The organism is Candidatus Zixiibacteriota bacterium, from assembly GCA_035574315.1.
Taxonomy (GTDB): Bacteria; Desulfobacterota; Binatia; order UBA9968; family UBA9968; genus DATLYW01.
In genome coordinates this window covers 135,381-149,280 of the sequence record DATLYW010000053.1, presented here as the reverse complement: position 1 = coordinate 149,280, position 13,900 = coordinate 135,381, and the positions used below count along the sequence as shown (strand labels likewise).

14 protein-coding genes are annotated in these 13,900 nt (G+C 64.1%); 3 read left to right on the top strand and 11 right to left on the bottom strand.

The window, feature by feature from the left end:
* Positions 1 to 185: 185 nt before the first annotated feature.
* From VNN77_20135 to VNN77_20115, 5 genes are read right to left on the bottom strand one after another with little or no spacing between them, the layout of a single operon-like run.
* The gene (locus VNN77_20135) at positions 186 to 596 is read right to left on the bottom strand and encodes a hypothetical protein (GenBank protein ID HXG53719.1); all 411 of its coding nucleotides are present in this window, start codon (positions 594 to 596) and stop codon (positions 186 to 188) included.
* Complete coding sequence (locus tag VNN77_20130; protein ID HXG53718.1) at positions 593 to 1,459, bottom strand: cytochrome b/b6 domain-containing protein; 867 nt, start codon at positions 1,457 to 1,459, stop codon at positions 593 to 595. The genes VNN77_20135 and VNN77_20130 overlap by 4 nt, the downstream gene beginning before the upstream one ends.
* Positions 1,460 to 2,461 (bottom strand): xanthine dehydrogenase family protein subunit M, encoded by a 1,002-nt coding sequence (locus VNN77_20125; protein ID HXG53717.1) that lies wholly within the window; start codon positions 2,459 to 2,461, stop codon positions 1,460 to 1,462. It abuts the gene before it with no gap.
* Positions 2,462 to 2,475: 14 nt separating this feature from the next.
* Entirely contained in the window at positions 2,476 to 4,878 is a 2,403-nt protein-coding gene (locus VNN77_20120) for a xanthine dehydrogenase family protein molybdopterin-binding subunit (GenBank protein ID HXG53716.1), read from the bottom strand.
* Positions 4,865 to 5,500, bottom strand: coding sequence for a (2Fe-2S)-binding protein (locus VNN77_20115; protein ID HXG53715.1), 636 nt, complete (start codon positions 5,498 to 5,500; stop codon positions 4,865 to 4,867). Before VNN77_20115 ends, VNN77_20120 begins: the two co-directional genes overlap by 14 nt.
* 435 nt (positions 5,501 to 5,935) lie before the next feature.
* Between VNN77_20115 and VNN77_20110 the strand changes: the two genes are divergently transcribed.
* Genes VNN77_20110 through VNN77_20100 form a run of 3 tightly spaced genes read left to right on the top strand, consistent with a single transcriptional unit; the run spans position 5,936 to position 8,111 of the window.
* Complete coding sequence (locus VNN77_20110; protein ID HXG53714.1) at positions 5,936 to 6,970, top strand: tripartite tricarboxylate transporter substrate-binding protein; 1,035 nt, start codon at positions 5,936 to 5,938, stop codon at positions 6,968 to 6,970.
* 20 nt (positions 6,971 to 6,990) lie between these two features.
* Positions 6,991 to 7,497: a thiamine pyrophosphate-binding protein gene (locus tag VNN77_20105; protein ID HXG53713.1), complete on the top strand. Its 507-nt coding sequence runs from the start codon at positions 6,991 to 6,993 to the stop codon at positions 7,495 to 7,497.
* Complete coding sequence (locus VNN77_20100; protein HXG53712.1) at positions 7,494 to 8,111, top strand: thiamine pyrophosphate-dependent enzyme; 618 nt, start codon at positions 7,494 to 7,496, stop codon at positions 8,109 to 8,111. Before VNN77_20105 ends, VNN77_20100 begins: the two co-directional genes overlap by 4 nt.
* Positions 8,112 to 8,130: 19 nt before the next feature.
* Here the strand turns inward: VNN77_20100 and VNN77_20095 are convergent, their stop codons facing one another.
* From VNN77_20095 to VNN77_20070, 6 genes are all read right to left on the bottom strand, one after another.
* Positions 8,131 to 9,204 carry a tripartite tricarboxylate transporter substrate-binding protein gene (locus VNN77_20095; GenBank protein ID HXG53711.1) on the bottom strand — a complete coding sequence of 358 codons (1,074 nt, stop codon included), beginning with the start codon at positions 9,202 to 9,204 and terminating at the stop codon, positions 8,131 to 8,133.
* Positions 9,205 to 9,395: 191 nt separating this feature from the next.
* Entirely contained in the window at positions 9,396 to 10,451 is a 1,056-nt protein-coding gene (locus tag VNN77_20090; GenBank protein ID HXG53710.1) for a hypothetical protein, read from the bottom strand.
* 49 nt (positions 10,452 to 10,500) lie between these two features.
* Positions 10,501 to 10,710 carry a hypothetical protein gene (locus VNN77_20085; GenBank protein HXG53709.1) on the bottom strand — a complete coding sequence of 70 codons (210 nt, stop codon included), beginning with the start codon at positions 10,708 to 10,710 and terminating at the stop codon, positions 10,501 to 10,503.
* A gap of 63 nt (positions 10,711 to 10,773) precedes the next feature.
* Positions 10,774 to 11,121 carry a hypothetical protein gene (locus VNN77_20080; GenBank protein ID HXG53708.1) on the bottom strand — a complete coding sequence of 116 codons (348 nt, stop codon included), beginning with the start codon at positions 11,119 to 11,121 and terminating at the stop codon, positions 10,774 to 10,776.
* A 4-nt stretch (positions 11,122 to 11,125) separates the two neighbouring features.
* Positions 11,126 to 12,013 carry a DUF6282 family protein gene (locus VNN77_20075; protein HXG53707.1) on the bottom strand — a complete coding sequence of 296 codons (888 nt, stop codon included), beginning with the start codon at positions 12,011 to 12,013 and terminating at the stop codon, positions 11,126 to 11,128.
* 134 nt (positions 12,014 to 12,147) lie between these two features.
* On the bottom strand, positions 12,148 to 13,227 hold the full coding sequence (locus tag VNN77_20070; protein HXG53706.1) for an extracellular solute-binding protein: 1,080 nt from the start codon (positions 13,225 to 13,227) through the stop codon (positions 12,148 to 12,150).
* Between the last annotated feature and the right edge of the window lie 673 nt (positions 13,228 to 13,900).

Here is a 13,900-nt window from a genome sequence, read left to right as displayed (position 1 = left end):
ACGCCGGTGCGACAATTCTTGTATCAACCGCGGATTTTACGCGTTCTGCAAAATCAGGGCAAGAATTTCTTGGAAACGACCGAGGACCGGAGACGGAGGACCGAGCTATTGGCATCTGGGTGACCGAGAGGTGCTGACACTTGTCCGCTCACTGCTCTCTGCAGCTCGTGGGCGCTGGCGCGCCTTCAACTCCCCCGGTGCTCGAGGATCTCGTCGAGCAGGAAAAGTCCGGTGAGGAGGGATCGCAGGCAGATGAGCGCGTTCAGGTCGTCGACGAGCTGGGAGCTGATCGCGCGCTGGGCAAGGACGACCTGCAGCGCCGCGCGGCTGCTCCGGGCGTCGCGGTCGAGAGCGTCGACGAAGGCATCGTACGCCTCCCGCACGCTCGCTTCCCGGGTCGCGGCCCATTGCCGGGCGAGAGCGCCGAGGCCCTCCAGCGCCCGCTCCGACCGCTTCAACTGCTCGCGGACCTCCGACGGCGCGCCGCCCTCTTCTTCGCCGGTCGCGCCCTGAGCGGCATAGGCCAGCATGAACTCGTAAGCCGACTCGACCGTCTCGATGCGCTCCCTGAGCGCGCTTTCGATCGACGCGCTCATCGAGCGGCCGCTTCGCCTCTGCGGCCCGCGGTCGCGTCGCTTCGCTCCAGCTCGACCGGCCAGCGGCTCGGGTCGTGGTGCTCGAGGTAGCGCTCGCGCGGGATAAAACCGTGCAGCATCGAGAGCGTGATCCAGCGCTTTTCGGGCCGGACGGCGAAATATACGTGGACGAGGATCAGGGCGATGAGCGCCACGCTCGCGGCGCCGTGGATCACGTAGATGATTCCCCAGGTGCCGTCGTCGAGAACGTAAGGATTGCGCTCCCACCACGGGGTGTCGACCTTCGCCATCATGGCGAGGCCGGTGGCGATCGTCGCCAGCACGGCGAGCGCCGCGGCGTGATGGAAGAGCTTGTTTTCGAGCGGGTTCTTTCCCGGTTTTCCCGGTGCCGGCGCCGAGCGGTCGAAGATCTGCTTGAGCGCCAGCCACCCGTCGCGGAGATCGCGCCCGCTCACCCACATCAGGCCGAGCCCCTTATAAAAGGAGGCGTGGACGACATGGAAGGCGATTGCCGCGGTGAGCGCCAAGCCAGCGATCCAGTGCGGCGTCACCCACGCGAACTTGACCCCCCAGATCGGCAGAAATGCCGTGCCGAGCAGCGTGAGGACCGACGCCGCCATCACCCAATGGAACAGCCGCGACGCCAGCGTGTGGCGCAGGACCCACTTCGGGAGCCGGCTCGACACATCCCCGGTCCGCTGAGTTTCCCCGGCGGGAAGCCTGCGCCAGCGCCAGTGGTACAGCGCCGCGTGCGCCACGACCGCCAGCGCCGCCACCGCCACCGCCACCCACATCAGATCCCACGACAGGCCGACGAGAATTTCCTGGCCCCAGGGATTGCGCTCCCGGCGAAGCCACTCCATCTAAACCTTGACCCCCCGCACCGCCCTCTTCACCAGGTTCTTCATCAGCAGCACCTTGAAATGATTGTAGTTGAGCGGCTTGGCGCCCCAGATCGCCGTCCGGCCGGCAAGGTCCGCAACGTCTTCGCTCGGCTTTTCACCTTTCAGGCTGTCCTCCACCGCCTTGAGCCGCAGCGGACGGGCGGCGACGCCGCCCACCGCGATCCGCGCCTGCTTGATGACGCCCCCGTCGACGATCATCGCGGAAGCGACGTTGACCAGCGGGAAGTCCCAGGCCTCGCGATCCGCGACCTTCTCGAAATAGAAGCGCGCGCCCGCCCAGGTTCCGGGAATCCGGATCGCCGTGAGCAGGTCGCCCGGCCTGAGGACCGTCATGCGCGTGATGTCGGTCTTCGGGCCGATGAAAAATTCCTCTGCCGGGACCGTTCGCTCTCCCTTGGCGTTCCGGATGACGAACCGCGCGTCCAGCGCGATCAACGCCGGCGCCGTGTCCGACGGCGACACCGCCACGCAGCGGTCGGCCTCGAACAGGCAGTGCTCCCGGTTCATGGCCGTCGGCGTGTCCGCGTAGCACGTGTTGCCGCCGGCGCGGTAACAAGGCATCCCGCCCCGGTAATACCAGCAGCGCGTATCCTGGGCGACGTTGCCGCCGAGCGTCCCCTGGTGGCGGATCTGGGGAGTCGCGACCTTGCGCGCGGCCTGAGCCAGAAGCGCGTAGCGCGACTGGATGAGGGAGCTCGTCGCGACCTCCGTGAGCGTCGTCATCGCGCCGATCTCGACGCCGTCGCCCTGCTGGCGGATGCCCCTGAGCTCCTTGATCTGGCTCAGGTCGACGACGACCCTGGGTCGCTTGACGCGATCCTTAAACCAGTCCAGGCTGTCCATCCCCCCGGCCAGAACCCACGCGTCCTTGCCGTGCTTTGCGAGCAGCGCGACCGCGTCGGCGACGCTCGCCGGCTGAAAGAGTTCGAAGGTCGGCATCATATCCTGGATCATCGCCATCGCTTCACCCTCCGCTAGACGTTGACCTCGAGCGGTTTGAACGACTGCGGCTTGCCCTCCGCCGCGTTCAAGATCATGTCGCAGGTCACCGGCGACCTGTTGAAATAGACTCCGCCCAGCGCATCGGAGATCGCGCACAGCACCGCCGCCGCCGCCGCTCCCAGGGGCGGCTCGCCGATCCCCTTGGCGCCGACCGGGTTGAACCGGTCGGGCTGGTTGACGGCGTCCCATTGAATGTCGAGCGGCACGTCGAGATAGGTCGGAAGCTTCTGGCCATAAAGCCCCCGGGTGGCTGAGAGCCCCAGCTTCGAGTCGAAAATGTGCCGTTCGGTGAGCGCGAAGCCGAAGCCCTGGACCGCCCCGCCGGTCAGCTGGTTGCCGAGGTTCTTGGGATGAAGCACGGTACCGCAGTCGGCCACCTCCAGACACTCCTGGATTTCGACGCGACCGGTCTCGAGGTCGACCTCGACCTGAACGAACGCAGCGCAAAAAGCGGGGATCAGCCCTTTGCTGGGCAGGTTATCCCTGGCCACGCCCATGAGCCCCTGCCCCGCGAGCGCAGTCGCCGCGCGCACCGTGAGCGGGTTCAGGTCCTTCGGCAACTCCTGGCCGCTGTACTTTCCCCCGAGCTTGATGGCGCGCTGCGCCGCCTCGGCGAAGCTCAACCCCTTCGACGGGTCCGCCTTGAGAAAGACCCTGCCGTTGCCGACGTCGAAGTCGTCCGGCGTCCCGTTGAGCGCCTTCGCGGCGATCTCCTGGAGCTTCTTTTTCGCGTCCATCGCCGCGACATAATTCGTGCGCGTGAGCGTGTAAGAGGTGTTGCTTCCGACCTGAGGCGAGTTCCACGGCACGTTCTTGCCGGTGTTGCCGGCCACGATCTCGCAGCGATCCCAGGGCATGCCGAGCACCTCGGCCGCCGTGCGCGAGGTGGCGGCATAGGAAAAGGTTCCCAGGTTGCCCGCCCCGTTGTGAATGTAGAGCTTGCCGTCGGGCTTGATCAGCACCAGGCCGTCGAATCCCGTGCGGCCGGCGGAGTGGAACGCGACTCCAACGCCGACTCCGGTCGCCTTGCTGCCCTTTCGCCGGCCGCTCAGCGCCTGCTTCTTCGCCCAGTTGAAGCGTTTTGCCCCCTTGTCGAGAGCCTCCCGCAGATAGGAGCTCGTGATCGGCCCCTGCTTGGGGCCGACCTTGCCGTCGTGGCCGGGAGCGTTCACGCGGCGGATCGCGACGCGATCGACTCCCAGCTTGCGGGCGGCCTTGTCGATGAAAGGCTCGATTGCGGCCGCGATCTGATTTTCGCCCGGCCCGCGCTGGGGATACCGCGGCGGCGTGTTGGTAAGCACGCAGACCGAACGCCAGCGCATCGCCATCGGCTGATACACCAACGAAACGGCCGTGCCGGAGTTGCGGAAGTCGGGGAACCCTTCATACGGGCCGTTGCTCTGGATGATGTAGAGGTCGAGCGCCGTGATGCGCCCGTCCTTGCGGAAGCCGATCTTCACCCAGCCCTGGTATCCCGGCCGCGCTCTCCCGAAGGCGTGCTCCTCGTCGCGACTCACGCGCATCATCACCGGCCGGCCGGTCTTCTTCGCCAGCAGCGCCGGGATTCCCCATTGCGGGTAGCCGGTGCCCTTGGAGCCGAAGCCGCCGCCGGTGTTCTCGCTGATGAAAACCAGCTGCGAGGGATCGATGCCGAGGAGCTTCGCGACGCCCGGGACGACGAAGGAGACGCTTTGTGAGGAGGCGTGGAGGTAGAGCTTCCCGTTCTGCCAGTAGGCCATCGCCGTGCGCGGCTCCATGCTGTGATGCGACAGCGCCTGCGTGACAAAGCTCTCTTCCAGAACGAGATCGGCCTGCTTGAAGCCCGCTTCGAGATCGCCGTACTGCCACTCCTCCGCGGGCCTGCCCGTGGGGAGCCTGCCGTGCTCGACCCCGGCGAAATCGCGCGCCGTCCACTTGATGGTTTGCAGCTTGAGCTCGCGCCCGCCGACGTTTCCGCCGGCGCGCGGATCAGGGCCGCCCGGCCGCAGGGTCTCGAGCGGATCGATCACGAACGGCAGCGGCTGGAGGTCGATCTTGATCCGCTCCACCGCCTCCGCCGCGGTGGTCTCGTCGACCGCTGCGACCGCCAGGATCGGCTCGCCGGCGTAAAGCGGCTCGTTGGTCAGCATGGGTTCCTGCAGCCCCTCGACCTTGGGAACCTCATCGGCGGTGAGGACCGCGACCACTCCCTTCATCGCGAGCGCGCCGCGGGTGTCGAGCTTCCGCACCCTCGCGTGAGGCATGGGGCTCCTCAGAAGCTTGGCGAAAAGCATCCCCGAGGCGCGGAAGTCCTCGGCATATTTCGCTTTGCCCGTGACCTTTCCGATCAAATCCGGAGGAGCGAAGTCCTTGCCAATGAGCTTATAGCTGGCCATATCTGCTCGCCTCCGCTGCCCGCATGACAGCATTCAGGTAGTAGTCGTAGGCTCCGCACCGGCAAAGGTTTCCCGACAGCGCTTCCGCAGCCTGAGCCCGCGTCGGCTTGGGATTGACCTTCAGGAAAGCCACCGCCGACATGATCTGCCCCGGCGTGCAGAAACCGCACTGCGGGGCGTTTTCGTCCACGAACGCTTTCTGCACCGGGTGCAGGCCGCCGTTCGGCCCGGACAGCCCTTCGATCGTGGTGATCCTGGAATTCCGCACCGTGTGCGTCAGCACGGAACAGGAGTAGCGCGCCACGTCGTCGATCAGGACCGTGCAGTTGCCGCACTCCCCGCGGTCGCAGCCGAGCTTGGTCCCGGTGAGGCCGAGCTTGTAGCGGAGCGTCATCGCGAGGGTTTCCTGCTTCATGATGTCGACGCGCCGCTTCTGCCCGTTGACGTTGAGCGTGACCAGGCGCTCGACCGCGCCCGGAAGGCCGGGCTTCGCTTGAGCGAAGCCGCCGTCCCGGAAAAGATAGGCGACTGACGAGACGGCGACGCCCGAAGCGATGACCCCCTTGATGAAGCTCCGTCGCGTCAGACCCTGTCCGTTACCCAGCTCCTTTTCGTCCTCCATAAGGGGCCCCTCCCTTAGCGTTATTGCTTACCTGAAACCCCCTGCAGCACCTGAAACGCCGTATAGTCCCGGCCGGGTACGCCTGTCAATACGGTTTCGGACCCCCCTTTACCGGCGCCACTAACGTGTGTTCAATCGTTCAAACGTTTCAAGCCGTACCGCTTGCTTTCGTAGCCGGTCAAACCGTCCAGGGAATTACTCGCTTCTGTCCCGTCCGCGATCCGAGCGATCGGCGCCCGCAGGCTCGTCGGCAGGCTTGCCCTGCAGTGGCTCCGCCTCGAACAAGGAACCTGAAACTGGAAACAGGAAACCTTCTGTCGGGCTGGCACCGGCGACTCTTTCCGTCACGAGTTGTTTCATGTTAAACGGGTTGGGCGACGGACCTGGCGAACCGAGTCCGGACGTTCCAGCCTTTGAGCCGGTGCGGAGGGTACGATGCGAAGGAAAAGCTTGTGCTTCACAGTCGCCGCCGGCGCGGCCGTTTTCAGCGGATGGTTCACGCGCGCCTCCGGGCAGGAATTCCCGTACAAAGGACAAACCGTGCGCATCGTGGTCGGCTTCAGCCCCGGCGGCGGCTTCGACGCATACAGCCGAACGATCGCCCGGCATCTGGGCAAGCACTTGCCAGGGCGGCCGGCCGTGATCGTCGAGAACATGACCGGCGCCGGCAGTCTGGTCGCGGCTAACCACGTTTTCAAGGCCGCCAGGCCCGACGGCCTCACCATCGGCAACATCAACGGCGGCATCTTCGTCCAGCAGCTCCTCGGCTGGCCCGGGATCGAGTTCGACGCGACCAAGTACGAGCACGTCGGAGTTCCGGTCAGGGATAAGTCGGTTTGCGTCATGACGAAGTCCAGCGGTTTCACCACCCTGGAACAATGGATGGCTTCCAAGTCGCCGTTGAAGCTGGGCGCGACCGGGCCGGGCTCCGCGACCCACAACGTTCCTCTGATCCTGAAAGAGGCGTTGAACCTTCCCATTCAGCTCGTCTCCGGTTACAAGGGCATCGCCGACGTTCGCCTTGCGGCCGAAGGCAACGAGCTGGCCGGAGTCTGCGGGTGGACCTGGGACTCGCTCAAGGCGACATGGGGCAGGGCTCTCGATTCCGGAGACGCGGTTGTCGTGCTCCAGACCGTGGCGAAACCCATCGCCGAGCTTCCCAAGGTCCCACTGGCGATCAATGCCGCAAAGACCGCCGAGGCCCGGCAATTGATCCAGGCGGGCATACATGACGTTTCGGACCTGACTTACGCCTATGTCCTGCCTCCCGGCACGCCCAAGGATCGGGCCGCGATCGTTCGCAAGGCTTTCGTCGACACCCTCAGCGACGCGGACTTTCTCGCCGACGCGAAGAAATCAAAGCTGGGCGTCGATCCGATGACGGGAGAAGAGCTGGAGAAAACCGTCCAGCGGCTTTTCAAGCTCAGTCCCGCGGTCGTGGCGAAGCTGAGAACCGTTCTCACGAAATAGACCGATCACGGGGACGCAAAATGAGCGACCGCGGCGGACCGCAATTGATCCTCGACGGCATGAAAGAGGCGGGCATCGATTTCGTGGCCTCGCTGCCCGACGCCAATCTGGCAACCCTCCTGGCGCTCGTGGACGGCGACCCGGAACTCCCTCACGTCACGTTATGCCGCGAAGAAGAGGGCATCGGCATTTGCGCGGGCGCTTACATGGGGGGCCGAACTCCGGCCATCATCATGCAGAACGGCGGCTTTCTCAACAGCTGCAACGCGCTGACGACGACCGCCCTCAACTTCAACATACCCATCTTGCTCCTGATTTACTACGCCGGCGACCTCGGCGACGAGGGCTTCGCGACGCTCGGCTCGGTCACCGAGCCGGTCCTGAGGGGGCTCGGAATCAGGTATTACGTGCTCAGGAATCCGGACGAGATCAAACAGACGATCAAAGGGGCTACGACGCTAGCGATCGATTCAAGAAGGCCGGTGGCCGTGCTCCTGACCAAAGACGTCCTGGGGACGAGAAAATGAAACGGTACGATTGCCTGAAAATCCTGGCCGAGGAAATGGCCGACGCTCTCGTGATCTGCACGGTCGGCGGCGCTGCCGCCGAGTGGAACTCGATCAGGCCGAGCGATGGAAACCTGCGTTGCCGGACGCTCGGGTTGGTCTCCTCGATCGCCATGGGCCTCGCGCTGGCGCTGCCGAAACGGCGCGTCGTCGGCCTCGACGGGGACGGGGCTCTCCTGATGAACGCCTGCGGCCTGGCGACCCTGGCATGGCGAAGCCCCGCCAATTTGACGCTGCTCCTCTTCGACAACGGCATCTACGAGGCGTCGGGCCTCAGACCCACGGCGACGAGCGCCGGCGCCGACTTGATCGCAATGGCCAGGGCAGCAGGCGTGCAGAACGCTTGCTGGGCGGGCTCGTTGGAGGAGTATCGAGCGGCTCTACGCAAGGCCAAGGAAAGCGCAGCCCTGTTCATGATCGGAGCCAAGACCGAATCCGGACCGGAGTATTTCAAATCCTGGCGCGAGCTCCCGGCATTCGGCTGCAACGAGGTCGAAAACCTCTATCGCTTCATGCGGCACATCGAAAAGCTCGAGGGCAAAAGAGTCGTGCCGGTTCCCGGCCCGAGACACTGATTTCGATCCAAGCGGCTCTTTACTCCTTGGCGGCCATCTTCTTCAAGGTCTCCCGCGCCGCTCCCGTAGCGGCCCGGAACACGGCGGCGTTGACCTTTTCCGCTTCCTCGCCGACGAAGGTCATCAACTGAAAGCGCATGGTGCGCTCCGACTCGGCCTTGAATTCGGGGTCTTCAAAAGTGTCGCGAAACGCTTTCCTCAGGACCTGGACCAGTTCGGCGGGAGTCTTGGGAGGGACCGCGACGAACCTCAACATGCTCCGCGAGCCTCCCGAGATCTTGAAGGCGTCGGCCAGCGGTCCGGACGGGTCGCTGCCTTTGACCTTCCTGAACACCTCTCTGAAAGAGGGCAGGTCGGAGCGGGGATCGCGAACATGGTCCCCATCGGGGCCGAGCAGGCCCTCTTGATACAGAGGGATCACGACGCCCTCGCGGGCCATCGCAACCCCGCCGGTGTTGTAGCCGGTCAAACTCTCGGAGGTGTAGTTGATCTCCCCTCGCTGGATGGCCACGCGCAGCTCGGCGACCCCCGCGTATCCCGTCACATAGCGGTAAGGAGCGCCGAGAAGGCCGAGCGCCAGGCGAAGCCCGAGGTCCTTGTTGTTCTCGCGGGTAAACCCCCCGACGACGATCGGCTTTCCCGCCTTCACGAGATCCTCGGCGGTTTTCACTCCGGCGTCCGACCGGATGTAGACCACGGAGGTCTCGGCGGCCCCGGCGATGATCGGCATGCTGTTGAGATCGTAACGGACGGTGGTGGCGCCCAGGATCTGGGGCAGGTACATTCCCGAAAAGATCCCGACCGTCAATCCATCGGGCTTGGCGACCTCGTAAACGTAGTTCGCCCCGATGATGCCGCCGGCACCGGGCATGTTCTGCACGGTAACCGCCGGGTTTCCGGGCGCGTGCCGGGGAAAGTGCCGGGCGATGACCCTGGCGAAAACATCCGTGGGCCCGCCCGCGCTGAAATTCACGAGGAAACGAACATTTTTCCCTTTGTAAAAAGACTCCTGCGCGAAAACCGGCGCGGGGCCGAAGGCGAGGGAGACCAAGGCGACCGCGCCTACCAAAAGCACCGAGATTTTGCTGAGCATAAACCGCCCTCCTCGGCTTTCCCCGGTCATCGGGACCGGTTTCGGGTGCGAGACAAACGGCGCCTCGGAACGTGCGCGCGCCCTTCCGCGCAACCCCGTCTCTCCACCACCAGGCGCTTACCCTGGACCCCCTCTCCTCCTACGACTCCGTCGTTGCGTCTATGTACCGGCGGCCCGCCACGGTCTCGTTCTCATGAGGCACTCACCACCTTCGTCACCGAGCGCGTCGATCCGCCTTCCGGCGTGCTCTGTCCCCACACGTGGATGTACTGAGACTGAGAGCCGTCGCCCCCCGCCACCACCACCAGAATGTCCTCGGGCCGGTCCACGATCTTGAGGACGCTGTCGCGCGTCAGCTTCAAATCGGGCCTCCGCTTGACTCTCTGAGCGAAGGATTCCTCGGGGAGGTCTTTGAGACTGTAGATCGCCCGTTCCCAGAGAAACCGCTTGACCTCCTTCTTGCTGTAGCCGTCTCCGGCGATGATTTTCGCGTGCTCGGGACAGACGACCATGATCGCCTCGGGACCCGCGGGCCCGCTCATTCTTTGCGAGAAGATGGTGAGCACGCCCTCGGCCGTGGTGCTGTCCAGGTCCGACGCCCGGACCAGCCCGTCCGCGCTGATGGCCGTTACCGTGCTTTCCTCGGGACGGAAGCCGCGCTCCACGTGGAGCGGCTCCCACGGGCTGGCCTCTTCGTTCTCCCCTATGCACATCCCGTATTTGCCCGGCCAGCCGAGCGTCGCCTTGCAGGTCGTGCCCGGATAGGAGCCGCCGATGTTTCGTTGAATCAGGCGAATCGTTCGCCCGATGGTCGCGTTGGCCCGCCACCCCTCGCCCAAGGCGTTCGGGCCGCCGTTGATCTGAAGCTTGCGGCGTATGGGGCCGTTCACGATCAGCATGATCGCCGGCCCGCCGGTCGTAGCTTGAAGCGCGTAAAGGTTCAGCCTTGGATCGGTGATGGCCTCGACCGCGGCCACGAGCACGGGCATGTACTCGGGGCGGCAGCCCGCCATCACCGCGTTGATCGCGATTTTCTCCACCGTGGCGGGCGCCCACCGGGGAGGTACGAACCCGACAACGTCCTGCGGATCGTGCCGAACGGCTTCCAGCATGCGAACGACCCGCTCTTCCGTCGGAGGAACGATCGGCAGCCCGTCGCTCCAGCCTTTCTCCTCGAAGAAGGCGTTGGCGCCCCAAAGATCGTCGTCGATCTCGATTCGTTCCGCTTGAAGCATGCAGGATTCCATTTTCTTCCTTCTCGAAAAACGCACCGTTGTCGTCGCCGGTAATTCTTTTTCAGCTTCCGGTCGCGGCCTTCACTCGGGACGGCTCCGCAAGCACCGCCTCCAGAAGCCGCACGAAAGCGCCATCCGCGCGCTTTCTCACCTCGTCCAGTTTCACCGTTCCGACGGGATGCTGCACCACCACCAGAGGATGGTCTGGAGCGCCGAAGGCTTCTCTTTCCGATTTCGCGAGCGCCTCGAAGGCGTGCGTTACCACGGTCACGGCCAGCCTGCCGCGCTTTTGCAGCTCGATGCTGTCGTGGATACTCCACGACGTGCACGACCCTCAATCGCCGAGACCGCTGATAATCACATCGGCCCGGGCCGCGAGCTCGTTCAGACAGGCCTCGGGCGCCCCTTGCTGCGCTGAAAGCTTGCGCCTGCGGATGACGCCCGCAATACCGTAGGATTCCTTGAGAAGCTCTTCGAAACGAGCCTCGAGCGCATCGGCGTTCGGTTTGCCGTTGTCCAGAAATCCCACGACCTTTCCGTTGAGGTCTCGAAGCCGCGGCACGGCGGGAACTCGAGACGCGGATGATCGAGCTTTACCTTCAGGACTCAAAATGATCATTCTTTCTCCTCCTCTAAAATAGCGCCGAGCCTGATATTGCGAGCCGCCTGATTCGTCGCTCACCGGGCTAGCTCAGCCCCAGAACTCTGGCCGGGACTTTCTGCGCCATGACCTTGACCTCTTCCGGGCTCATCCCGTGATAGAGAAGCTGCCCTACGAACGCCCGGAATTCTTCCGCCGGCAGCGGCTTGAAAGCCTGGCCTCCGTCCACCGTCATGGCACAATGCTCCACCCCCACGCCTCGCGCCGCTTCGATGATGGCTCTGGGGTCCATCGTCGGCCGGTAGACCAGCTCGATGACCGCTCCTTGATCGGCCATACGCTTGCGATCTTCCAGGGAAAGGTCGTCGCGCACGTGACTGACCACGATCCGCTGCAGGCCCCGTCGATGAGCCTCTTCGACCAGCACCCGGTGTTCCTGAGGGGAGACGTGTCCGGTGGCTACGACCATGTCGCTGGCCTTTGCGATCTCCAGGATTTCGTGCATCTCGGGAACTAGCCGGCCGTTGTCGTCCAGAATCGTGATCCCCTTCCGGCCCCGCAGCCCCGCAGGGATCGGCCCCTCGTTCCTGCTGCGGCGGCCCGAGACGTGATAGGCGGACTGCCAGGTCGGGGCGAAGAGAAACTTGCACCCGATCCTGGCCGCCACCTCCACTGCGAAAGGGTTGAGCCCTCCGATGGAGTAGTTCAACACGACCGTGCCGAACAGGGCGATCTCCGGGACCAAGGGCTGAATGGTCCGTACCAGCGCCCCGGTAGGCCAGTGGTGGCTCTTGAGCACTACAGCCCTCATTCCCGCCTCCCGAGCCTGGCGCGCCGTGCCGAGGGCGTCGAGCCGCCTCGCCACGCGCAGATCGTCCGCCGGCGGCTGGTCGGGCGCGAAGTGGACGTGCATGTCGATGGCCCCGTGCATGACCTCGTCGATCACCGAGCCGAAGTTCTCCTGCGTAAGCATGCCTTCAGCCTTTCCTGGACCTTTTCAACCCCGTCCCCCGAGTCGAGCAGAGACACCGATGACGGTTGCCGTTTATCTTCGCCGATAAGAGCGCAAACACGCGCAGCCTGTCAGCCGACGAGCGAACGATCCCTTCACGACCCAGGCTTCAGGAGGTCGCGGAAGAGCGAGACGTACTTGTCGAAATCTTCCATCGCCTGAGAGTCGAACGGGAGCAGCCGGTAGGGCTTCAGATAAGGAACCGTAACATCCGGCCGGGTGGGAATCCGATGTCGGCCCCGAATCGTTTCCATCCCGGCGCGGGATAGAACGAAGTCGTAGAACAATGCCGCGGCATGCGTGTTGCTCCCGCTGCCGGTCATCGCCATGCCGACCTTGTTGATCGGGATCACTCCGTCCAGGGCCGCCCAATCGATCGGCGCTCCCTGGGCCTTCAACCTCTCCACGGTGTGGACCTGAAGCTCCGCGGCTATGGGAAATTCCCCCGCGGCCACGAGCTGCCCGATCAGAGAGTGACCCTTGCGCCACTGGATTCCCTGGCGTGCGAGCCTTTTGAAGTATTCCACGGCCGCCGGCTTACCCTCGGGCTTTTCGAGATACCGGAGCGAGGTGATGAACCAGGAATAAGGCTCCTCATCCATCCCGATTCCTCCCTTCCACTTCGGAAGCAGGAGGTCCTTGTAGGTTTTGGGCGCCGACCGAGCGGAGACCAGCTTTGTGTTGTAAGCCGTCACCCATGCGGTGATATACATTCCGGTCCAGTAGCCCCGCGGATCTTTGAGCTCGACAGGGTAGACCGCCTGTTCCGGGGAGTCGTAACGCGAAAGCAAATTTCTCTTGAAAAGGAGGTTCAGCTCGAGCTCCGGCAAGGCGACGACGTCCGCTTTGAAGCTCCCCGCGCGGGATTCGGTCAGAATCCTCGTAAGCATCTTCTCGCTGGGGCTGCGCAGATGCTGAACTTTCACATGAGGGTACTTTCCTTCGAACTGGCGGACCAGGGCCAGCGAATCTTCGGCCGTCGTGCTGGAATACCAGACGAGCCCTCCCTCTTTCCGCGCCCCCTCCGACAGACGAGCTTCCCTCTCCGCGCCGTGAATTTTGGCGATGGCGCCGAGAACCGCCTCGCGGGTCTGCGCCGGTCCCGGGGCGGGAAAGACAACTCCCAGCAAGATCAAGAGCAGTAAAGCCGCCGGCAGTCTTCTTCCCCCTGCCATCGCTCCTCCTTCCTCGTGGCCGAAGGATAGCCACGGCTCGCCTGCTGACCGCTCGCTTTCAGCTCTCGCCGCTGACGACCCGGCCACGATCGTCCCCGCGCGGGTGATTGGAAGACGCCAAACCACGAGTGATTCCGCCGGCATGAAGGCTTCCTGCCGCTGCAACTCGCTACTCCGACGCGGCTTCTTCCTCGAGGGGGCTTGCCCGTTCAAAGTAGCGGAACGTCTTTCCGCAAATCGAGTAACCTATATTATCAACCGCTTCGGCCTGTCAACGGGGTTTTTTCGCGGACTGAGAACGGCCAATTATTGAGCGACAGAGAAAAAGGGAAAGGACCTCGTCGGACTGCATGGTGGTATCGCGTGCATCGTTGGCGGGGGACACAACCGTGCACTTACCCTGCAGCGATCAGGCACCAGATCAAATCGACAGGAACAACAGAATCCCGATCGACAGCAGGCTCAAGCCCAAGATTATGGAATTTCCGACGACCATCCTTCTCCTGATCCTGGCCAACCGGTCCTCCTCCGTCTCGCCCTCCTTCAGCGGATGCCACCGGATGTGCAGCCTTGTGAGCCGTTTCGACTCACGATCGCGGTTTAAAAGAGACCAGGCGGAGAAGCAGACAGCGATCGACCCGTATGTCAGTCCTCGCAGCAGTTCCCGGTCCAT